This window comes from Mesobacillus selenatarsenatis SF-1, from assembly GCF_000813125.1.
In the GTDB taxonomy this organism is placed as follows: Bacteria; Bacillota; Bacilli; order Bacillales; family Cytobacillaceae; genus Mesobacillus; species Mesobacillus selenatarsenatis.
Window position 1 is genome coordinate 1 of sequence record NZ_BASE01000089.1, and the last position, 21,340, is coordinate 21,340.

General features: G+C 44.0%; 24 protein-coding genes and 1 riboswitch. Of the genes, 21 read left to right on the top strand and 3 right to left on the bottom strand.

Annotated features, from left to right (window positions below):
- Positions 1-190 precede the first annotated feature (190 nt).
- The 9 genes from kynU to TY49_RS17845 all read left to right on the top strand — a co-directional run bounded on the left by kynU (position 191) and on the right by TY49_RS17845 (position 9,699).
- Positions 191-1,474, top strand: coding sequence for a kynureninase (gene kynU, locus TY49_RS17800; RefSeq protein WP_439646185.1), 1,284 nt, complete (start codon positions 191-193; stop codon positions 1,472-1,474).
- Positions 1,475-1,488: 14 nt separating this feature from the next.
- Positions 1,489-2,322 (top strand): tryptophan 2,3-dioxygenase, encoded by an 834-nt coding sequence (gene kynA, locus TY49_RS17805; RefSeq protein WP_041967261.1) that lies wholly within the window; start codon positions 1,489-1,491, stop codon positions 2,320-2,322.
- A 19-nt stretch (positions 2,323-2,341) separates the two neighbouring features.
- Positions 2,342-2,968 carry an arylformamidase gene (kynB, locus tag TY49_RS17810; protein ID WP_041967262.1) on the top strand — a complete coding sequence of 209 codons (627 nt, stop codon included), beginning with the start codon at positions 2,342-2,344 and terminating at the stop codon, positions 2,966-2,968.
- A gap of 139 nt (positions 2,969-3,107) precedes the next feature.
- Positions 3,108-3,737, top strand: coding sequence for a TetR/AcrR family transcriptional regulator (locus TY49_RS17815; protein ID WP_041967263.1), 630 nt, complete (start codon positions 3,108-3,110; stop codon positions 3,735-3,737).
- A gap of 59 nt (positions 3,738-3,796) precedes the next feature.
- A complete protein-coding gene (locus TY49_RS17820) occupies positions 3,797-4,681 on the top strand; it encodes an ABC transporter ATP-binding protein (RefSeq protein ID WP_041967264.1) in 885 nt (294 codons plus the stop codon).
- A gap of 3 nt (positions 4,682-4,684) precedes the next feature.
- On the top strand, positions 4,685-5,482 hold the full coding sequence (locus TY49_RS17825) for an ABC transporter permease subunit (protein ID WP_041967265.1): 798 nt from the start codon (positions 4,685-4,687) through the stop codon (positions 5,480-5,482).
- A gap of 15 nt (positions 5,483-5,497) precedes the next feature.
- Positions 5,498-6,295: a DUF2705 family protein gene (locus TY49_RS17830; protein ID WP_041967266.1), complete on the top strand. Its 798-nt coding sequence runs from the start codon at positions 5,498-5,500 to the stop codon at positions 6,293-6,295.
- A gap of 398 nt (positions 6,296-6,693) precedes the next feature.
- Positions 6,694-8,103, top strand: coding sequence for a protoporphyrinogen oxidase (gene hemY, locus TY49_RS17840; RefSeq protein WP_198135648.1), 1,410 nt, complete (start codon positions 6,694-6,696; stop codon positions 8,101-8,103).
- A gap of 132 nt (positions 8,104-8,235) precedes the next feature.
- Complete coding sequence (locus TY49_RS17845) at positions 8,236-9,699, top strand: PAS domain-containing sensor histidine kinase (protein ID WP_041967269.1); 1,464 nt, start codon at positions 8,236-8,238, stop codon at positions 9,697-9,699.
- Between the two features lie 40 nt (positions 9,700-9,739).
- Here the strand turns inward: TY49_RS17845 and TY49_RS17850 are convergent, their stop codons facing one another.
- The gene (locus TY49_RS17850) at positions 9,740-10,123 is read right to left on the bottom strand and encodes an SET domain-containing protein (RefSeq protein WP_041967270.1); all 384 of its coding nucleotides are present in this window, start codon (positions 10,121-10,123) and stop codon (positions 9,740-9,742) included.
- A gap of 415 nt (positions 10,124-10,538) precedes the next feature.
- Positions 10,539-10,625, top strand: a riboswitch (cyclic di-GMP riboswitch).
- A 93-nt stretch (positions 10,626-10,718) separates the two neighbouring features.
- Between TY49_RS17850 and TY49_RS17855 the strand changes: the two genes are divergently transcribed.
- The 10 genes from TY49_RS17855 to TY49_RS17900 all read left to right on the top strand — a co-directional run bounded on the left by TY49_RS17855 (position 10,719) and on the right by TY49_RS17900 (position 18,185).
- The gene (locus TY49_RS17855) at positions 10,719-11,063 is read left to right on the top strand and encodes a DUF192 domain-containing protein (protein ID WP_041967305.1); all 345 of its coding nucleotides are present in this window, start codon (positions 10,719-10,721) and stop codon (positions 11,061-11,063) included.
- A 16-nt stretch (positions 11,064-11,079) separates the two neighbouring features.
- Positions 11,080-11,271, top strand: coding sequence for a Flp family type IVb pilin (locus TY49_RS17860; protein ID WP_041967271.1), 192 nt, complete (start codon positions 11,080-11,082; stop codon positions 11,269-11,271).
- Positions 11,272-11,458: 187 nt separating this feature from the next.
- Positions 11,459-11,980, top strand: a complete 522-nt coding sequence (locus TY49_RS17865; RefSeq protein ID WP_041967272.1) for an A24 family peptidase — start codon at positions 11,459-11,461, stop codon at positions 11,978-11,980.
- Positions 11,977-12,360 carry a TadE/TadG family type IV pilus assembly protein gene (locus TY49_RS17870; RefSeq protein ID WP_052442229.1) on the top strand — a complete coding sequence of 128 codons (384 nt, stop codon included), beginning with the start codon at positions 11,977-11,979 and terminating at the stop codon, positions 12,358-12,360. Before TY49_RS17865 ends, TY49_RS17870 begins: the two co-directional genes overlap by 4 nt.
- A 10-nt stretch (positions 12,361-12,370) precedes the next feature.
- On the top strand, positions 12,371-13,279 hold the full coding sequence (locus tag TY49_RS17875) for a pilus assembly protein TadG-related protein (protein ID WP_041967273.1): 909 nt from the start codon (positions 12,371-12,373) through the stop codon (positions 13,277-13,279).
- Between the two features lie 10 nt (positions 13,280-13,289).
- Positions 13,290-13,991 carry a Flp pilus assembly protein CpaB gene (cpaB, locus tag TY49_RS17880; RefSeq protein ID WP_041967274.1) on the top strand — a complete coding sequence of 234 codons (702 nt, stop codon included), beginning with the start codon at positions 13,290-13,292 and terminating at the stop codon, positions 13,989-13,991.
- A 22-nt stretch (positions 13,992-14,013) separates the two neighbouring features.
- A complete protein-coding gene (locus TY49_RS17885) occupies positions 14,014-14,880 on the top strand; it encodes a CpaE/TadZ family protein (protein WP_041967275.1) in 867 nt (288 codons plus the stop codon).
- On the top strand, positions 14,877-16,307 hold the full coding sequence (locus TY49_RS17890; protein ID WP_041967276.1) for a TadA family conjugal transfer-associated ATPase: 1,431 nt from the start codon (positions 14,877-14,879) through the stop codon (positions 16,305-16,307). Before TY49_RS17885 ends, TY49_RS17890 begins: the two co-directional genes overlap by 4 nt.
- On the top strand, positions 16,304-17,263 hold the full coding sequence (locus TY49_RS17895) for a type II secretion system F family protein (protein ID WP_041967277.1): 960 nt from the start codon (positions 16,304-16,306) through the stop codon (positions 17,261-17,263). Before TY49_RS17890 ends, TY49_RS17895 begins: the two co-directional genes overlap by 4 nt.
- 1 nt (position 17,264) lies before the next feature.
- Positions 17,265-18,185, top strand: a complete 921-nt coding sequence (locus tag TY49_RS17900) for a type II secretion system F family protein (RefSeq protein ID WP_041967278.1) — start codon at positions 17,265-17,267, stop codon at positions 18,183-18,185.
- Between the two features lie 112 nt (positions 18,186-18,297).
- On the opposite strand, the gene TY49_RS25300 is transcribed toward TY49_RS17900, so the two are convergent.
- Both TY49_RS25300 and TY49_RS25305 read right to left on the bottom strand, forming a co-directional pair.
- The gene (locus tag TY49_RS25300; protein ID WP_232310483.1) at positions 18,298-18,627 is read right to left on the bottom strand and encodes a hypothetical protein; all 330 of its coding nucleotides are present in this window, start codon (positions 18,625-18,627) and stop codon (positions 18,298-18,300) included.
- Positions 18,627-19,082, bottom strand: coding sequence for a hypothetical protein (locus TY49_RS25305; protein ID WP_232310484.1), 456 nt, complete (start codon positions 19,080-19,082; stop codon positions 18,627-18,629). Before TY49_RS25305 ends, TY49_RS25300 begins: the two co-directional genes overlap by 1 nt.
- 354 nt (positions 19,083-19,436) lie before the next feature.
- Here TY49_RS25305 and TY49_RS17910 point away from each other — a divergent pair, with 354 nt between their 5' ends.
- A complete protein-coding gene (locus TY49_RS17910) occupies positions 19,437-20,543 on the top strand; it encodes a glycosyltransferase family 4 protein (RefSeq protein ID WP_041967279.1) in 1,107 nt (368 codons plus the stop codon).
- Entirely contained in the window at positions 20,540-21,307 is a 768-nt protein-coding gene (locus TY49_RS17915) for a HipA family kinase (RefSeq protein WP_041967280.1), read from the top strand. The genes TY49_RS17910 and TY49_RS17915 overlap by 4 nt, the downstream gene beginning before the upstream one ends.
- Positions 21,308-21,340: the final 33 nt, after the last annotated feature.

Here is a 21,340-nt window from a genome sequence, read left to right on the forward strand (position 1 = left end):
GGCCCTCCGAGGCACAGGACGTGCTAGACCCGCCAGCCACACGATGTGGCGTTTTTTGGCGGGCAGCGCTTGTCGGGGCTGACCAAGGCGCTTTCGCATTTCATAGAATTATCAGACCTTTTGTTGACGCTTGCTTCTGTTCTTTGTTACGATTTCTCTAGTTGCAAATGGAATGGGAGAGATGATGATGATGCCTTATTCTTTTGAACCTGATGCGGACTATGCCGCACAGCTTGACCGCGAAGATATACTGGCCCGTTACCGGGATGAATTTTACCTGAAACCTGATTCGATCTATCTTGATGGAAACTCGCTTGGTCTTCTTTCAAAGCGGGCTGAACAGACTTTGCTAGAATCATTGGCTGATTGGCGCGAGCTTGGCATCGATGGCTGGATGGAAGGCAACCATCCGTGGTTCTATTTATCTGAAAAACTAGGAGAATTGACTGCTCCGCTTGTTGGTGCTGCTCCTGAAGAGGTTATTGTAAGCGGATCCACGACAGTCAACCTGCATCAGCTGGTGGCTACCTTTTATAAGCCAGAAGGGAAGAGGACAAAAATCCTTGCTGATGAATTGAATTTCCCGTCCGATATCTATGCGCTTCAAAGTCAGTTGCGAATCCATGGCTATGATCCAGATACGTACCTGATCAGAGTGAAAAGCAGGGATGGAAGGTTTCTTGATGAGGACGATATCATTGAGGCAATGACGGAAGAAATTGCGCTTGTTGTGCTGCCGACTGTGCTGTACCGCAGTGGGCAAATCCTCGATATGGAGCGGCTGACAAGGGCGGCAAACGATCGGGGAATCCTGATTGGCTTCGATGGCTGCCATTCAATTGGCGCGATTCCGCATGCCTTCTCGGATTGGGGAGTCGATTTCGCCTACTGGTGCAATTATAAGCATCTGAATGGCGGGCCAGGGGCTGTAGCAGGTCTTTATGTGAACTCGAAGCATTTTGGCACGAAGCCAGGTCTTGCCGGCTGGTTCGGTTCAAGGAAAGATAAACAGTTTGATATGGAGCATGTTCTGACACCTGCTGAGACTGCGGGTGCCTACCAGATTGGTACACCACATGTGCTGAGCCTTGCTCCTTTACTTGGCTCATTGGAAATGTTCGCGGAGGCTGGAATTCAGAATATCCGTGAAAAATCATTAAAGATCAACCGTTATTTAATGGACCTGATTGAACATGAACTTGGTGACGTCGGTTTTAAAATCGGCAGTCCTGTTGAAGATTTTAAACGTGGCGGCCATGTCAGTCTTGAGCACAAGGAAGCAGCAAGGATTTGCAAGGCGTTGAAGGAAAAAGGAATCATCCCTGATTTCCGCGCTCCGAACATCGTTCGACTGGCACCTGTGGCTCTATACACTTCTTACACTGACGTCTGGAATGCTGTCCAGATGTTAAAAGAAATCATGGATAATAAATTATACGAGAAATTCAGCAATGAGCGCGGAGTTGTAGCGTAGGGGGGAGTCTGGCAATGAAGGAAGAACAAAAAACTTCACATGAAATTCATACCGATTTTTCAAAAGAGCTGTCTTACGGAAGTTATCTGCAATTGGATAACATCTTATCGAGCCAGCACCGCTTGTCTGATCACCACGATGAAATGCTGTTCATCATCATCCACCAGGCTAGCGAGCTGTGGATGAAGCTGATTTTACATGAAGTGAGCGCGGCGATTGACTGCATCCGTAAAAATGATCTGGAACCATCCTTCAAGATGCTATCCAGGGTGTCGAGGATCCAGCAGCAGCTGATCCAGTCGTGGAGTGTACTATCGACGCTGACTCCGGCTGAGTATATGGAATTCCGAGACAAGCTTGGCCATTCCTCAGGATTTCAATCCTACCAGAACCGTTTGATTGAATTTGCTTTGGGGCAAAAACAATCTCATGTTCTATCTGTTTATAAGCACGATGCCGACCTGTATAAAAAGGTGGAGGATGCTTTGCATGAACGGTCGATTTATGATGCGGCGATCAGTGCGATGGCGATGCGCGGCCTGCCGATAGATGATGCAGCCTTAAATCGTGATTGGTCTGCTCCATACGAACCAAATGCCAGTGTCGAGGAAGCGTGGCTGACGGTGTACCGTAACGTCGATCAATATTGGGATTTATATGAGCTAGCGGAGAAGCTTGTCGATATCGGCAGCCAGCAGCAGCTTTGGCGTTTTAACCATATGAGTACTGTTGAACGGATAATCGGCCACAAAACTGGAACAGGCGGTTCCGCCGGTGTATCCTATTTGAAAAAGGTCGTAGACCACCGATTTTTCCCTGAGCTATGGAGCCTGAGGACGAAGCTATAATAAGAAAGAAGGAAACAGTATGGGAAATTGGATTGATATTTCGCAGGTTTTAAATGATAGAATTCCTGTTTGGCCGGGCGACACTCCATTTCATTATGAAGTGAGCTGGGGAATGGAAGAAAGCGGCTCTGTGAATGTCGGACAGGTGACGATGAGCACGCATACCGGCACACATATCGATGCGCCTTTCCATTTCGAAAACGATGGCAAAAAAGTGATCGATCTCGACTTTAATCTGTATATTGGCCCTGCAAAGATCATTCATTTGCAAAAGCCGGCAAGTATCGGAATTAAGGAAGTGGAAGCAGTAGATTTGCGGGGAGTCAAGCGTCTGTTGATCCGTACAGACGCTTGGCAGGATAAGACTGTGTTCCCGGAATCCATTCCGCATATCGAGCCTGAATTGGCTGCTTTTCTTGCTGAGCAAGGAGTACAGTTGCTTGGTCTTGATTTGCCATCGGTAGATCCATTGGATAGCAAGGAACTGAGTGCCCATCATGAATTGAACAACAAGGGCATTCATATCCTTGAAGGATTGGTACTTGATAAAATTGAACCAGGCGAATACGAGCTCGCTGCTCTGCCTCTGCCGCTCGAACAGGGTGACGGCAGTCCTGTCAGAGCCGTGATCCGTGAAATTAAATAAAGTTAGATGAGGGAGGCTGCCATTTGGTGCAGTCTCTTTTTTGTCGAAAATTTTGCTAAAAACTTTGTTGACCGAAGTGGTCAATGAGGAGTAAAATGTAATTGACCGATGTGGTCAATGATAATTTAAGGAGGGCGTTATGTCTTCAAAATTTTTAAGCTTGAATCCTGAAAAGCAAGAACGAATCCTGAACGCCGCTCTAAAGGAGTTTGCCCTGAAAGGATACGAAAATGCATCCACGAATGAAATCGTCAAAACAGCAGGCATCTCAAAAGGACTGTTATTCCACTATTTTAATAATAAGAAAGAACTTTATCAGTTCCTATATAACCACTTTGCAGATGTGATGGTAGAAGAGTTCTTTAATGAATTGGACCTGAGCGAACGCGACATTTTCGAACGGATGAAAACGCTGATGATCCTGAAAAACAAACTGATGGCAAGGCATCCAGAGGTATTCGACTTCATGGTGGCAGCCTCCATGGAAACCGCGGAAGAAGTAAAGGAAATATTGAATAACACAAATACAGAGCTGATCCAGGCAAGTTACAGCCGGCTATTCGAGAATATTGACATCACTAGGTTCAGGGACGAAGTCGACATCCAGCGAGCCATCAACATTATCATGTGGACTCTACAGGGCTTCAGCAACCAGGAGTTAGAAAAAGCCAAAAAGCTGAACAAAGCACATCACGACTTTGATGAAGCATTCAAAGAAGTCGAAGTGTATATCGAGATGATGAAGAAGGCTTTTTACAAGAATGTCTAAGAAAAAGAAGAAAAAGAGAATGACTAGCTAAAAAGAAAAAGTATCTGGGAGGGTCTGGCATGAACGTGATTGAGATTAAAAATCTGACTAAAATGTACGGCAAGGTCAGGGGTATTGAGGATGTTAGTTTCAATGTAGAGGAAGGAGAGATTTTCGGGTTCATAGGCCCGAATGGCGCAGGTAAATCAACGACTATCAGGACGTTACTATCATTGATTTATCCAACGAGCGGCAGAGCGACGATATTTGGAAAAGATATTATCACCGCTGCTCCAGAAATCAAAAAGGATATCGGGTACCTGCCATCTGAGGTATTTTACTATGACAATATGAAGGTTATGGATCTGCTCAAGTATTCAGCAAGCTTTTACAAGAAGGACTGCACCAAACGGATCAAAGAGCTTGCAGATATCATGGAGCTCGACCTTACGAAGAAAATCGATGACCTTTCGCTTGGTAACAAAAAGAAGGTTGGTATCGTCCAGGGGTTGCTTCACGAACCGAAGCTAATCATTCTTGATGAACCGACGAGCGGGCTGGATCCGCTCATGCAGCAGAAGTTCTTTGACCTTCTTGAAATAGAAAATAAGAAAGGCGCGACGATTCTCTTTTCTTCCCATATTCTCAGCGAGGTGCAGAGACTGTGCGACAGGGTTGCGATTATCAAGGACGGCCGGATTGTCACTGTCGAAAAAATCAGCACGTTAAAAGAAAACACCTACAAGAAATTCAAGGTTGAAACCAATTCCGTAATCGATAAAAACTTTTTCAATATTGACGGTGTGAACCAGCTTGAGCAGGACGGTGGATCGGTCAGCTTCCTTTTCAGGGGTAACATCAATTCCATCATGAAAAAAATTGCCGAAATCGAGATTGCGAACCTCTGGGTCGAGGAGCCTGACTTGGAAGAGATCTTCATGCATTACTATGAAAAGGAGGAATAGAACATGAATATATTCCTTCATGAACTGAAGGCATATCGAAAGTCGACTATTATATGGACCTTGTCGTTGGTGGCGATGGTTGTCTTGTTTTTATCCATGTTTCCTTCCTTCTCAAAGGATGCGGAAGAGTTCAAGAAGCTGCTTGAAGGCTTCCCGGTAGAGTTGAGGAAAGCGATTGGATTGTCGGTGGACAGCATTGCGACATTGATTGGTTTTTTCTCTTACGCATTTCTGTACCTGAAGCTAGCGGGCGCCATCCAGGCTATGAATCTTGGAACCTCGATCCTATCAAAGGAAACACGGGAAAAGACAGCGGACTTCCTGCTTACTAAGCCAGTGACAAGGACTCAGGTAGTCACTTCCAAGCTGTTGGCAGCGCTGGTTTCGCTGGTTATCACCAACATCGTTTTTATAACAGCGACATTTGTAATGGCCTCAATCGTAGAAGGTAACGATTTTAACAAAGAAGCTTTGTTGCTGATCGTTATTTCCCTGTTTTTCATACAGCTAATGTTCATGGCGCTTGGAATTATCATTTCGGTAATCTTCCCGAGAATAAAATCCGTGATATCAGTTTCACTAGGTACGGTTTTTGGATTTTTCATGCTCGGGATGATCAGTTCGACGACTGAAGATGAAGCATTAAGATATTTGACGCCATTCAACTACTTTGATTCAACATACATCACACAACATTCAAGCTACGAAACTTCATTTATCATAGCGGGTGTAATTTTTATCATCGCTGCGGTCTCGGCCAGCTATTATTTTTACGCAAAAAAAGATGTCCATTCCGTTTAGGGAGGAGGGAAAGTCATGAATCTATTTAAAAGGGAAATGAAAGCAAACCGAAAGTCCTTAATTATCTGGAGCATCGGAGTTGTCTTCATGGTCGCTGCGGGCATGGGCAAGTACTCAAGCCTGGAAGGGACGGGGCAATCGATGAATGCGCTGATGGCCGATATGCCTAAATCGCTGCAGGCCATCATGGGAACGGGTTCACTCGATCTGTCAACACCGATTGGTTATTTCGGAGTCTTATTCTTATACCTGGCTGTGATGGCAGCCATTCATGCCGCGATGCTCGGCTCGAACATCATTGCCAAGGAAGAGCGTGACAAGACGGTCGAGTTTCTGCTGGTCAAACCAGTTTCAAGAACGAGAATGATAACATCCAAACTAATAGCCGCTTTGGTCAACATTCTGATTTTCAATGCTGTGACCTTCGCTTCCTCTGTGGGAATGGTCCGGAAATATGCGGAAGGTGAGGATGTGACGGGGGATATCACCTTGCTGATGATAGGGATGTTCATCCTACAGCTGATCTTCCTGGTTATCGGAACCGCAATCGCTGCTATCTATAAAAATGCGAAAAAAGCCACATCACTGGCAACGGGAATTTTGCTCTTCCTTTTCATTCTGTCGATAGCAATTGATTTGAACGAAAAGCTGGATGGGTTGAAGTTCCTGACTCCATTTAAATATTATGACGCAAAGCTAGTTTTGGAGGAAGGCGGGTTCGAACCGCTTTATCTGACACTGTCCGCTTTGTTGCTGCTTGGGCTCACAATCGTGACCTACGTGTTTTATCGAAAAAGAGATATGAATGTGTGAAATCCCGGGGAATCCGGGATTTTTTTATGGAGAAATAGATTTATATCGGGTATTTTGCGAATATCACATTTTTTTACCCAAAATTTATAGGTTTTTCCCGATTTTTTCAACTATTAAAAGGAGTATGAAGCTTAATTCCGCGAAATACCCACCTGATTCCGCGAAAAAGATGCTTAATTCCGCGAAATTCTAACTTAATTCCGCGAAAACCAATGATAATTCTACGAACTGGAAATTATCCAGAATTTTTACCAGAAACTTCGTTCACATTTTAGTAAAAAAACTCCCATCTTCCTTTGAATTTCCGGTGATATACTTTTAATATGTTAAATACTGCACATACCTAGTTAATTCAACTATACGATAATCAATACATTACTAAAGAATAGGTGAGCGGAATGGATGAAAAGAAGGTCATTATTGTTGGCGGCGGGATTACTGGACTGGCGACAGCATATTATCTCCAAAAGGAAGCAAAGGGAATGCAACTGCCCATCAAAGTGAAATTGATTGAGGCAAGCGATCGTCTGGGCGGTGTCATCAGTACGGAAAAGCGGGACGGGTTCGTCATTGAAAGAGGACCGGATTCTATCATAGCAAGAAAAAAGAGTGCAATGAGATTGATAGAAGAAGTTGGTCTCAAAGATAAAATCATTTCCAATACTGCCGGGAAATCTTATATTTACGCGAGAGGCAAGCTTCACACTATGCCTGAAGGCTCTTTCATGGGCATCCCAACAAAAGTGACGCCATTTGCGTTATCGGGGTTATTTTCACCGCTTGGGAAATTACGTGCGGCGGGGGATTTTATTTTACCAAAAGGCGAGCCGAAAGCAGACCAGTCGCTTGGAGCCTTTTTCCGCCATCGGCTTGGCGACGAGGTGGTCGACAACCTGATTGACCCACTATTGTCAGGTATCTATGCTGGCGATATTGATGAACTCAGCTTGATGGCTTTATTCCCGAACTTCTATGAAATCGAACAGAAGCATCGGAGCCTTGTGATTGGATTGAATAAATCGATGCCAAAGCCGCCCAAAACAGCTACAAAGCCTGTTTCTAAAAAAGGAATGTTCATCTCATTGTCAACGGGCCTTGAGGAGCTGATTCACCAGGTTGAAAGCCGACTGGAAGAAGGAACGGTTGTCAAAGGAACGGCTGTAAAAAAGATAGTGAAAACAGGCAGTACTTATCAAGTCCACTTTGAAACTGGAGATGTTGAATCAGCGGACTGTGTCGTTATCACGACTGACCATTTCCATGCGCAACGCATGCTTTCGGAGTATGCATTCATGGAACAATTCAAAGATATGCCATCCAATTCGGTGGCAAATGTGGCGCTTGCATTCCCGAAATCCGCGATTGAAAAAGATATTGAAGGAACAGGCTTCCTTGTTTCGAGAAACAGTGATTTCCGGATCACCGCATGTACGTGGACACACAAGAAGTGGCCTGGCACATCCCCTGAAAATATGGCATTGCTCCGCTGCTATGTCGGCAAACCGGATGACCAGGAAGCAGTAGAACTGTCAGATGATGAAATTGTCGAACTGGTGTTAAAAGATTTGAACAAGACGATGAATATCACTGAAAAGCCAATCTTCCATGTCGTAACCAGATGGAGAAAAGCGATGCCGCAATATACGGTGGGGCATCTTGAAAAGATTGCCCATGTTAAAAAGCAACTCGACGAGGAACTCCCTGGTGTCTTCCTTGCCGGAGGGTCATTCGAGGGTGTTGGCATACCTGGTTGTATCGATCAGGCGGAGGCTGCGGTGGATAAAGTAATCGCACATCTAAAATTATAACAATTCCTGCCGCTATCTTTTAAAGATAGCGGTTTATACTTTTAATAGAGAGATAACCAAATACTTCTTTTTTAATATCATAATCTTCTGTAAAATAGAGTTATAAGGTTGAAAAAGTTTGGAGAGATCTCTATGCGAAGTAGTTTCCCTATATTTGGGACAGATGATGAAACGATCTATAATCCTGATGAACTGCTGAGTTTATTTTTGGATTGCACGGCTGACGGATTTGCTATTGTCGATATGGAGAATCGTTTTTTAAGGATCAACCATAAGTATACGGAAATTTTCGGCTATACAGAAGAAGACTTGATTGGGAGAACTTTCTATGAGTTTTCAAATCCCGATTTCGTCCCAGGAATCATTTCTGAAGTCCAGAATGGAAAAGCGTTTACCAATATGATAACGAAGCGATTCCATAAAGATGGTTCCATGCTGGATATTGCAGTCTCTTATTCTCCTTTCCGGAATAAGCACGGGAAAATCATAGCAATCATTGCGATATACCGTGATATCACTAAAATAGTGAGCATGGAGCGTGAATTAAATAGAACCAGGGAATTGTATGAATTGATCACCGAAAATACGAGTGACATGATCAAGGTGATTAATAAGGATAAGATGATTGTGTACGCTTCACCCTCACATGAAAAAGTAATCAGTCTGAAGCCGGAACAAATTGTAGGCAGAAGCCTGAGTGAATTTTTGTCTTCTGAGGAAGATGCCATTCTTGATAAAAAACTAGCGGAAATTATCGAAACAGGCGAGCCGCAGATTTTACGGAAGAAGTTTACGACTTGTGATCAAAATATCGTTTACACAGAGTACAATTTTTCACCGATATATAATGAGAAAAAAGAGATAGAGTCCTTTGTCAGTGTCGGCAGAAATATTACGGACCGGGTCAAGCAGGATGCTACCATCCGGAATCTGGACAGGCTTTCTGTCACCGGCCAGCTGGCAGCGGGAGTAGCTCATGAAATCCGCAACCCGCTGACTTCATTGAAGGGATTTTCGAAGTTATTGCAGACATGCCTCGATAAGAAGAAGCAAGGTGATTACCTTGCCATCATGATGAATGAACTCGATAGGATCGATACGATTGTCAATGAGTTCATGTCACTGGCAAAGCCTCAGGCTGTGCAGTATGTAAAAGAAGATCTGAAGTCAATCCTGGACAGCACAATTAACATCATTCATCCGCAGGCGCTAATGCATAATGTCCAAATCATCACTAATTATCCAGAAAAAAATTGCAAGCTGTCATGCAATTCGCACCAGCTAAAGCAAGTATTTCTAAACTTCTTAAAAAATGCGATTGAATCGATGGCTGAAGGCGGAAATATCTATATCGACCTTCAGATGAATGAACCGGGTAAAGTACTGGTAAGCGTTGCCGACGAAGGAGCAGGAATCGAGTCGGACCGGCTGCGATACCTTGGAACGCCTTTTTATACCACAAAAGATAAAGGGATCGGGCTTGGACTGACCGTCAGCAATAAAATCATCCAGGAGCATAATGGCACAATGAAGATTGTCAGTGAAAAAGGCCAAGGGACCACAGTGATTGTTGAATTGGATTGTTTGGAGACATAGGCAAATGAAAAAGCGGCTTCCCGATGGAGCCGCTTTGTTCTTATTCCTCTTCTTTGTTGAACCATAATGGATCGTTATTATCCTCTTCCCCATTATAGTTAATCAAAATTTCTTCCCCAGCGCTGATATCACGATAGGCATAGAAATCAAATGTGTGATTGTCGAAATTGATTTCATACGTTGCGTTAGGCTCGTATGAGTGGTTGAATAACATTCCATATCCGAGAAGTAAGGCAGAATGATTAATGCCATACTCGAAGGCATAATCCGCCAGTGCCGTTTTCTCTATATGGACATGCTGATCGTTCGGATAGGATAGCACAGGAGCCTCATGGATTAATTCGCCTTTTGCAATATCACGCTTTGCGAAAACCCCTCTATTGAATTCACCATCGCTAATTTCAGAAGTTTTAACTTCAATCATTTTTTTCACCTGCTCGCTCTATTACATTGTTGTTCCTTACCCCTTAAGCATGAAGGTTTTTTAAAAGAAATGCAAATTAATTATAAAATCCATATTTATTTCAAGGAATCCAGTGGTTTATGACCTAGTTACGACGAAAAAATCCACAGAAAATAAAGCGTTATACCTATAAAAAATCTAAAGGAGTATGCCTAATTATCCATAATAAAAGCTTTGTTCAGCTGAGTTTCTTACATCAGAAAATTGTTAACCATCTGAATAGTGATATAAGTACTACCTATCGGAAAAGTAGTTTCTTTTTCCTGAGTAAAAATACCTGGTTAAATTTTTAGAAAAATCAGGATTTTTGATGGATTTTGTTGAAGAATGATTCAAATTATGATGTGGATAAGAGATCAGTCGGATATACACTGTTTCTCGATAAAGGCAAACCTGGTGAAAACCAGCGACGCAAAGCTAAAGGGGCTACGGCAATTCATTGCTAAGCCAGCCAGCTACCGAAAGATCAGGGTGAAGTACATGAAATATGTATTCAGTTAACCCCCCTTTCGGTAAAGGCGGGGTTATTTTTGTAAAGTCGGAGGTGAAAAACGGAATGAGACTTGTGAACGAATCGAACGGCATAGAATTGGCAGCGGATGTAAAAATAGCAGACACCTTTTTCAGCAGATTCAAAGGGTTGATGCTAACAGACAGTTTGCCAGTCGGTCACGGTCTCTATATACAGCCCTGCCGGTCCATCCATACCTTTTTTATGAACTATTCCATCGATGTTCTTTACATCAACGAGAACTATGAAATTGTAGGCGCGGATGAACAACTAGAGCCTGCAAAAATGGGAAAGCGCTACAAAGGTGCGTATTCAGTGTTCGAGCTTCCAGAAGGCACGATCATGAATACCGGAACGAAAGTCGGTCATTCTATCAAACTAATAAAATGAAAAGGGGTTTTTAACAATGAAAGCAAAAATGAAAGCACTATTCACAGAAGAACAAGGACAAGGTATGACAGAGTATGGTTTGGTGCTTGGAATTATTGCGGTAGCGGTTGTTGGGGCATTGGCACTACTGCGCACCGAAATTATTGCTATGTTCGATGGTGTTGTCGCTGCAGTAACTGGTGCTGAGACAGGGGATTCTGGACAATAAAATTTATAAATCTTAACTGTATGATTGCTTATTCCGTCATCATAAAATGCACTTATTCATTATAATCAGCAAAGTGACGGTATATAAAAAATGCATCAAATCGCTAGTCAGAGGTACAGACCGAAACAGCCTCGCGTTGAAAAACGTGGGGCTTTTTTAAAACTCCTCACTGAAATGAGGTAGATGAATGTTAGTTGAGTTTTTATTGATAGCATTAATAGTCATTTGTGTGATCACCGATTTGAGAGAACGGAAGATTTATAACAAGGTGTTACTGCCGTTTTTACTGGCGGGTCTCGTTTTGAATTCAGTCGCCGATGGAATTTCTGGCCTTGGCTTTTCGCTTTCTGGCACCGCAATTGGTTTCTCTATATTACTGATCCCTTATTTGCTCGGGGGAATGGGTGCTGGAGATGTAAAACTGCTTGCGGTGATCGGTGGTTTGAAGGGGGCAGTATTTGTATTGACGGCTGCTGTTTATATGGCGCTTGCTGGAGGGGTTCTGGCTTTATTAATTCTTTTTTTCAGAAAGGGTACCTTAAACAGACTGAAGCAGATTGGCATGTTCCTGGGCGGGCTGCGCAGCGGTATGAAAGTTCCGCTCGGGCTGGATAAGGAAGCCTTGAATACCACCTATCCATATGGGGTGGCGATCGCGCTTGGAGCTGTGGCTGCCATTGTGTTTCCGAATGGAGGGGGATTGTTATGAGGCGTGATGAGAGAGGGCAATCACTTGTTGAGACTGCCCTCGTTCTGCCGGTTCTTTTATTGCTGTTGGTAGGCATATTGGATTTTGGCAGGATCATGTATTCTTATGCCCATCTCCATATGGCGGCACAGGAAACTGTCAGGGTGGGAGGTCTCGGTAAAAGTGATTCCGAAGTCACTGCTTTTGCCAGGGATTACGTTCAGCTGAATGAGGTTGATAAACTGGCCATCTCTATCTCTCCTGGAGATGCGGGACGTGTTGCTGGTGATTATATAACTGTGAAGCTGGAATATCCTTATCAATTTTTTACTCCGTTTATATCCAGCCTGTTTTCTTCATCCTTGACGATAAAGGCGGAGTCAACGATCAGAGTTGAGTGAGGAGGGAAAAATGGCTAGAAGATGGATAGCGGAAGAATCAGGGAATACCATCCTTTTGGCTGCACTTTCGATGTTTGTCATCCTTAGTATTGCCGGCCTTGCAATCGATGGCGGGATGGTTTATATGACGAAGGCGGAGCTGCAGAAAACGGCTAATGCTGCAGTCCTTTCTGGAGCGCAGGAACTGACAAACAATGAAGCGAAGGTTGACGAGGTGGTACGAAGCATCGTAGCAGCCCATAAGGATGGCTCTTCTGTCGACAATATATCAATAGTGATGGAGAAGAAAGTGGGTATTGATTTGTCCAAAAAGGTAGACCTGGCATTCTCAAAACTACTTGGCTTTGAAACTGTCGATGTCAAAGCGCATTCTGCTGCAGAGTTAAGAACGATGGGGCGGGCAGAAGGAGCAGCGCCGCTTGGCATAGATGACAGCATCCCCTTGGAGTTTAATAAGGAATACCAGTTAAAAGTGGATACTGGTGGAGTAGAATATGGAAATTTCGGAGTCCTGGCCCTGGGCGATACAGGTGCCCGGCCGTATGAGGAGAATCTCCGCCATGGCTATCAAAATGAGCTTTCTGTAGGTGATATCGTCATCACACAAACAGGTAATATTGCCGGTAAAACAAGGGAAGTGGTCAAGGAGAAAGTGAATTCTTGTCCAGAACTCCCAAGGGATATAAATACAAGGAACTGTTCAAGGATTCTTCTTGTACCTGTCTATAAACCATACAGCACGGATGTCAACCAGGTAAAAGAAGTGAAAATCACTGGTTTCGCTTATTTCTATATTACCGACCCTATGGACAGCCATGACACTTCCATCAAGGGGATATTCATCAAACGAGCAGGAACAGGATTTGAAAGTGAAGCAGCCGCCTTTAAGGGCGCATACAGCATTCGAATAACGGAGTAGGTGATCAAATATGCGGTCAAAGCTTGTTTTGGTCCTCGCATTAGTAATGGGTATAGTAACGACATTTTTATTCTTTCAATATATGAATCAAGTGAAAGCTGAAAAGGCAATGAACAGCAATCTGGTTAAAATTGTCGTCGCTAATGAGAAAATCTTGAAAAATGAACAAATCTCTGCGCAGAAGCTTGGAACAATGATGGTTCCTGAGAAAGCTCTGCATGCCAATGCGATAAAAAATCAGGAAGATGCAGTTGGCAAGCTTGCCAATGCAGATATCGAGCAAGGTGAGACAGTAATGTCCCACCGTCTTGGATCACAGGTTACTGAACATATCTATGTCTCCCGGAAAGTCCAGGATGGATACAGGGCAGTTTCTGTTGGGGCGAATTTCAATCAGTCAGTTTCTACCTTAATTGAACCGGAAGATGAAGTTGACGTTATTTTTTCAAAAAAGGTTGAAGGACCAGAAGTGAAAATCGAATCCAGAATCATTTTACAAAAGGCAAGGGTACTGGCAGTAGGGCGGAAAATGGTTCTGCCAGAGGATACTCAAGAACCATATGCGGAGTATTCCTCGGTAACGGTGGAACTAACGCCTGAGGATGCAGTTAAGTTGGTCAATTCCGCAGAACAAGGGAATATCCATTTCATGCTGCATAAGCGGCCAGTCATAACGGAAAAAGAAGCAGCGGGCGACAGCGACCAAGATTGAAGAAGATGGAGGGTGACCAATCATGGAAAACACGGATGAACTGCAAATACATGAAAAGAAGCCGGCTAAGATGAAACGCGGCGAGCTTATTGCCGTTTGCAGTGCAAAAGGCGGGATTGGTCGCACGGTCCTGACGGTCAATCTGGCTGGAGCTTTGGTGAAGAAAAATATTACTGTAGCGATCTTGGATGGAGATTTTCAATTTGGTGATATCGGTCTTGCCATGGACTTGAAGTCTTCTTTTACCATTAAGGAAGTAATTGAAGGAATCAGCACTCTTGATGAGCATAGCCTGGCTGGTTATATGTCCAGGCACGAAAGCGGCGTGAAGGTCATGGCGGCACCGGATCGGCCTGAGTATGCAGACCTTGTTACAAAGGAATCAGTTGATAAAGTTCTCGACCTGATGCTGTTGAATTATGATTATGTGGTCGTTGATACATCTGTTGGCCTTAATGATCATACAGTCCATATTGCTGAAAAGGCGGATCAGATCATGGTCATGGCCAATCTTGAAATGACAGCATTGAAGAATACGAAACTGATGCTTGAGACCTTCGATATCCTGGAACTGCGCAATAAGGTGACACTTGTAGTAAACAGGGCGAATATGGAAAGTGTGATACAGGCAGAGGATGCCGCGCGTATTTTGGGTTATGAAGATCCAGTATACATCCCGAATGACTTCCAGGTTTGCTCTCAATCTCTTAACATCGGGATTCCATTTGTCATCAACCACGGCAAGACGGATGTAGCCAAGGCTATTTTTAAAATGGCCGAACGAATCACAAGCAGGCGTGAGATAACCATGTTCAAGGAACCAGCAAAACCTTCTTTCCTATCAAAATTAATTGGCAAAAAACGCATGAAGGGAGGAACAGCACAATGAGCCTTCTGAACCGCATACAGGAAAGGACACAGCAAGCAGAAGGGGCAGAAAGCCAGCACGACGAATTTATTGCCCAGCCCGCTCCACAGCAGAAGATAGACATCCGGTCTGTGTTCAGGGAACCAAACAAGAAAGAAGTCGTCAGTCCTGAAGTCAAGAGAAAGCAGGATAAGCATCAGGAGCTTAAAAACCTGATACATAAGAAAATCCTCCAGGAATATAAGGATGCGCCAGTAGAGGATATCATTCCTCAGCTGGATGCGATGGCAATTGAGATCATGAAAGAGGATGAACAATTCCGGGGCAGCATTGACCGGAAAAGGGTCGTCGATGAACTGAGGAATGATTTAACGGGGTTTGGGCCGATCAATCCGCTCTTGATTGATGAGGATGTCAGCGAGGTTATGGTAAATGGACCAGCACAAGTCTATTGTGAGCGAAAAGGAAAGATTGAGCTGACCTCGATTATGTTCAGAGACGAAGAACATGTTATGAGTATCATCGATAAAATTGTTGCTCCTCTTGGCAGGAGAATCGATGAAAGCTCCCCTATGGTCGATGCAAGGCTTCCGGATGGTTCACGTGTCAATGCGATCATCCCTCCGCTTGCTTTGAATGGACCGACAGTCACAATCAGGAAATTCTCCAAGGAACCCTTTCAAATTGAAGATTTAATCAACTTTGGAACTCTTAGCAATGAAATGGCAATCTTTCTAGAGGCATGTGTAAAAGCAAGGCTGAATATTTTCGTCTCAGGAGGAACAGGCTCCGGAAAAACGACCACGCTCAATGTGTTGTCCAACTTCATCCCTCATGATGAGAGGATTATCACGATTGAGGATGCGGCTGAGCTTCAGCTGGGGCAGGACCATGTCGTCTCACTGGAATCAAGACCGCCCAATATCGAAGGGAAGGGTTCTATCACAATACGGGACCTTGTAAGGAACTCGCTTCGTATGAGGCCTGACCGGGTCGTAATCGGTGAGGTACGTGGCGCTGAAGCCCTGGATATGCTTCAGGCGATGAATACTGGACATGATGGATCTCTTGCAACCGGGCACTCAAATAGCGCAAGGGATATGATTGCCCGTCTTGAAACGATGGTTTTATTGGCAGGTGTTGAGCTTCCGGTAAAAGCAATCCGCGAACAAATCGCAGGAGCGCTTGATGTCATTATCCAGCAATCTCGTTTGAAGGATGGTTCGAGGAGAATAACCAGCATTACCGAGGTACAGGGAATGGAAGGTGATGTCATCGTCCTCCAGGATATTTTTTCGTATAAACAACAAGGGGTGGATGATAACGGTAAAATCATTGGCCGCCTGATCCCGACCGGAGTTCGGCCCAAGTTTTATGAACGCCTTGAAGCATCAGGAATTCATATTCCGGCAAATGTGTTCATCGAAGGTGAGGAGTGGGGAGAATGATCTATGTCCTTACCGCCCTGTTCATGATGACAGTATTTTTACTTTCTTACTCGGTTTTTCATCGTATATTTCTCTCAGACAAGCGTCTGGAGAAGAGAATTGAAAAATATCTGGCGAGCTCCGGGACGAAGCTTGACCGAAAGCAATATGATTTGATGGTTTACTACCAAATGACAAAGCAAAAGGTCAGGAAGAACATGCTGACCAAGGAGAAGAATTCAAAGCTGGAGACGATGCTAAGACGATCCGGCCTTCCGCTGAAGCCAGAGGAATATATTTTATTCAGGTGGCTGGCAGCTGGAATCACAGGATTTCTCTTGCTCCTTGTTTCCGGAAATATTCTTCTCATGGCAGTCGGTTTTTTAATGGGATTCATGCTGCCGCGCTGGTATGTGAAAAAGAAAATCAAGGAGCGAATCGTCAAATTCAACGACGGCCTTCCAGATATGATTTCTACAATTGTTGGATCCCTAAGGGCCGGGTTTAGCTTCCAGCAGGCTTTGAAAACCGTGATTGAGGAAGCAGGCTCACCAATAAAGGAGGAAATGGGCAGCGTCATCAAGGAGATGCAGTATGGAGCTAGTCTTGAGGATTCCTTGAATGAACTTAAAGAAAGAATGCCAAGCGAGGATTTGGATTTGATGATCCAGGCAATCTTGATTCAGCGTCAAGTAGGAGGCAATCTTGCTACTGTGCTTGATAAAATCGTGCAGACCATCAGGGAGCGGACGAAAATTCACAGGCAGATATCCTCATTGACAGCTCAAGGGAGGTTATCAGGAATCGTTATTGGTCTGTTACCGATCATTCTGGCTTTCGTCCTGTATTTAATTGAACCTGAGTATATCGGAACTCTTTTCCGGCACCCAGTAGGAATTGCTTTGACGATTGCAGGAATATTCTCCGGGATCATTGGATTTGCGCTGATCCGCAAAATTACGGCAGTCGAGGTGTAGGATGCTATACTTTACTTTTTTCTTAACGATTTCTTTTGCCATTTATGGACTTTATTTAATGAGGGCAGAGAAGGCCACCCATCTGAAAAAGCGTATGTCTACCTTCGTCAGCGGCGTGAAGGAAGAAAATCCAGATGTCACTGAAAAGGCAAGCAATGCTTCCTTATATGAGCGAATCGGAAAGCCATTGATGAATGACTTTAAAAGAAGCTTTAAACGGAGGATGCCAGGCGAAAAGGAAGCAAAAATCGAGACGAAGCTACAGCTTGCCGGAAGTCCTTTTGGGATGACACCTGTTGACTTCAGGCTGCTGCAAATCTCCCTCGTGCTGCTGCTCCCGCTTTTGGCAGGCGGATATGGTGCCATCCTCCAGGCAGGCTATGCAGGCATAGTCCTATTCCTCTTAATTGGCCTGACAGCGGGCACATTCCTGCCGCACTATTATTTAAGTATTAAGAAGAAAGCAAGGAATAAAAGCGCCTTAAAAGAATTACCGGATATCCTTGATCTATTGACGGTCAGTCTTGAAGCGGGACTTGGATTTGATTCAGCAGTCAGCAAGGTTGTTTCTAAAAAGAATGGCGTTCTATCTGCTGAGTTCCATCGAAGCCTTGAAGAACTGAGGCTTGGCCGGACGAGGAGAGAGGCGCTTACAGGAATCAAAAACCGAATAGAAGTCGACGAAGTACGAGCTTTCATCAGCAGCATTCTGCAAGCTGAAAAGCTGGGCATCGGTATGGTCCAGGTTCTCCGTGTCCAGTCCAATGAGGTTCGAGAACGACGGAGGCAGCGCGCCGAGGAAGAAGCTATGAAAGCCCCGGTGAAAATGCTTTTTCCCCTTGTACTGTTTATATTTCCAAGCTTGTTCATCGTCTTGCTTGGCCCAGCGCTGATCCAATTCCTCCAAACCTTCTCAAAATAAAAAAACGCAAGCGACTCGAGAGCGCTGGAGGTAGAAACTAACCTTAATGCAAAAGTTTATACTTTCTTATAAAATGAAAGAACGGACTGGCTTTTTTGAGGCCAGTCCATTCTTATTTTTTTGCGATTTTTGAAGGATTATTGATTTTGTATGCGACAGAAACATCAAGAAGCATAGACTCATCTTCGACGTCCTTGCCTTTTGGAAGGCTCTTTTTGACGATCTTGCCGTCGAATTCGAGCTGTTGTCCAGGCTCCAGTTCATGCTTTTTCAGCGTTTTGCTGTGTGAGCCCCATGCCAGGCCAACCTCGATTGGTTCCTCCTGCTCGATCCGGACATTCTCGAACACGACTACTTCGTCATTGTCCTCATTGAAATGGTTCCAGCTTAGCGCAAACTGCTTTACCGTTGCTGTAAAATGAACCTTTTCCTCTGGCAGCACTAACTTTGGTGTTTTTTCCTTTTCACTTTTTCCTTTTTTGCAGGTTTTTCTGCTTTAGCTTCTGTTGCCGCAGGAGCCGTTGCTTTAGGCTTCTCTTTCTTCACCTCTGCAGCTGTACTTTCATCACCTGAAGCTTGAGGGATGATTTCCTTCCCAAAGCTTGAAGACTGCATCTCCTTCAGGTACGCAGGGTGGATACAAGTTAAGTTCCCATCCGGAAATTCAATTACAAGAGTATTGAATTCAGCTGTTTCACCAAAGATTTCATAACCCTTTATGGTCACAAAACAATGCTGATATCTGTCTTTGTACCAAAATTCCTTCTTCGTGCTCAAACCCCATTCTTTAACCTTCTCGAGATAAAGAGCTTCATCTTCAAATTCTTCGTACATGCCTTTAGGCGGGATATATTGAGTCAAATGCGACTGACTTGTGCCTGCAACTGAGTTTGCCATCTGTCCACTTCCTTTCATGTCTATTTTACCGTTACACGACAGAGAAAAAAAGCGCTATGTCATGGCGGACAGAAATAGAGCGAAAGAAGCAATTCTTGTCCGTCATCAAGGTCATGACGGAGAGAAATGGAACAAATAGGGCAATTATTGCCTGTCATCCATCGCCGCTCATACCTCTACCAGCACACATTTTCCTTTTACTAGTTTGATGCCCTTACGTTTTTGGCCAACCTCGAATTTATTAATAAGAAGTGGAACTTAACGATATCAAGGAGGAACATCATGGATAGGAAGTATTTGAACAAATGCAGGAAGGAAATCAATGTGACGAATCTGTAGTGAGGAGAAACCAATATGAAAGTACTAGTAATCTGGCATCTGCTTTCCATTGGCGGTGTAAATGCTGGATGGCGGAATCGTTCGATTTACTTAAAAAAACATGGTATTGATACCGAGTTTCTATATACGACCGATCTTGGCGGGCTTCACATCATGGAAGATGTCGCTCGTGTATATTTAACTAAAGATGAAAACGAAATTATAGGTATTATACAGTCCAATGATTATGATGCAATCATCGTCATCGATACGAAAGATGCCTATACGTGGATCCGTAAAGCAGGATTTGCCGGGCCAGTAATCATAGAAGCCCATACTCCGGAGATCATCAAGCTCCAGCCCCATTTGAAATCCCTCAAGGAAATAAAACCTAAAACCATCATAGTCCCATCCAATTACCAGAAACGTGTTGTCTCCATTCTAATTGAAAGCAAACAGGTTGAGGTCATATATAACGGTGTGGATCTATCCTTTTTCCGTCCCCTGCTGGAAAGAGAGATCGACTACTCCAGTGAACCTATTTTGGCGACAGATAAAAAAATTATTGGCTGGATCGGTCATTTGGACAATCGGAAAAACTGGCAGATGCTTCTGAAGATAGCGAAAAGAATCAAAAAAGAGCGGAAGGATATTGAGTTTTGGGTAATTGGCGGTGCGCAAAGTGTCCAGCGTGCAGAGTTCGCCGCGAAATGGCAAGAGGAAAGCCTATCTGACATCGTAAAATGGCATCCTGTCATTCCTTATCATCAAATGCCAAACGTCTATGCAAAAATACGTAAATCCGGGGGTTGCACGCTGGCAACGACAAAGTCCGAAGCCTTTGGCATTACTTTTATCGAATCTATGGCTTGCGGTGTTCCAGTAGTTGCTCCTAACATGATGCCAGTCACTGAGCTGGTTTTTCAGGAGAAGACAGGGATGTTATATTACGGCCAAAAGGTTGATGATGCCGTAAAAAAGCTTTATTCCATCATTGACGCTCCTGAATTACAGCAGCAAATGTCCAGGGCGGCCATCCAGCATGTCAAGCAGCATTTTGCCATTGAAGTTGTAGCTGATCAATATCTCGATCTTTTATATGAAATTATTTACGGAGATCGGTTAAGAGGGGCCCAGTCATGATAAAACCCGTAGCTTACCGTCGGAAACTCGAAGGAAAATCAAATGCGCACCTGATTGCTTTTGATGATGGCAGAGACTATGTGGTGAAGTTCCTTCAGGCTGGATTTGAAAAAACTTTGCCAAATGAATGGGTTTCCTATTGTCTTGCTAGATACCTGGGTCTGCCAGTGCCATTTGCCTGCCTAGTTGAAATGCCCGAAGAATTTACCGGGAAAATTCCTGAGCTTGCTGAGTTTATTCCTACCAAGCATCAATTTGCCTCTTTGTATGTGCCGAATTGTCTTGATGGCCATCATGTAGCGAATGTTAGCGGAATTGTGAATTCAGAAACGCTTGCGGGCATCATACTTTTCGATTATTGGCTATGCAACAGAGGGAGGACACGAAAAAATATTCTTTTGCAAGAAGTGGCAAATGAAATCTATCATTTATGGATCATTGACCATGCCGAGATCCTCGGATCGTATAGTTGGGAGATTTCCAGCCTTGAAAATTTGCCAACTGGATTGAGGAAAAGTGCTGCACAACAAATGATGGCAACACATATCGAGAATGAGGATGCCTTGGCAGAGCCACTTGACCTGATTCAGACCATACCAATTTTTTTTATAGAAGAAATCGTCTCAACTATTCCTGATGATTGGATGGTTACCAGGGAAGAAAGAAAAGCGATGGTCACAGCACTGTTGAAGCGGAGGAGGAAAGTACTTCCTAAATTGCTCCCTCGTTTTATAAGAAAAGTATATTTACATCTGCATAAATGACTCTTTGCCTATAGCGGGAGTTCTTTCGTTTAG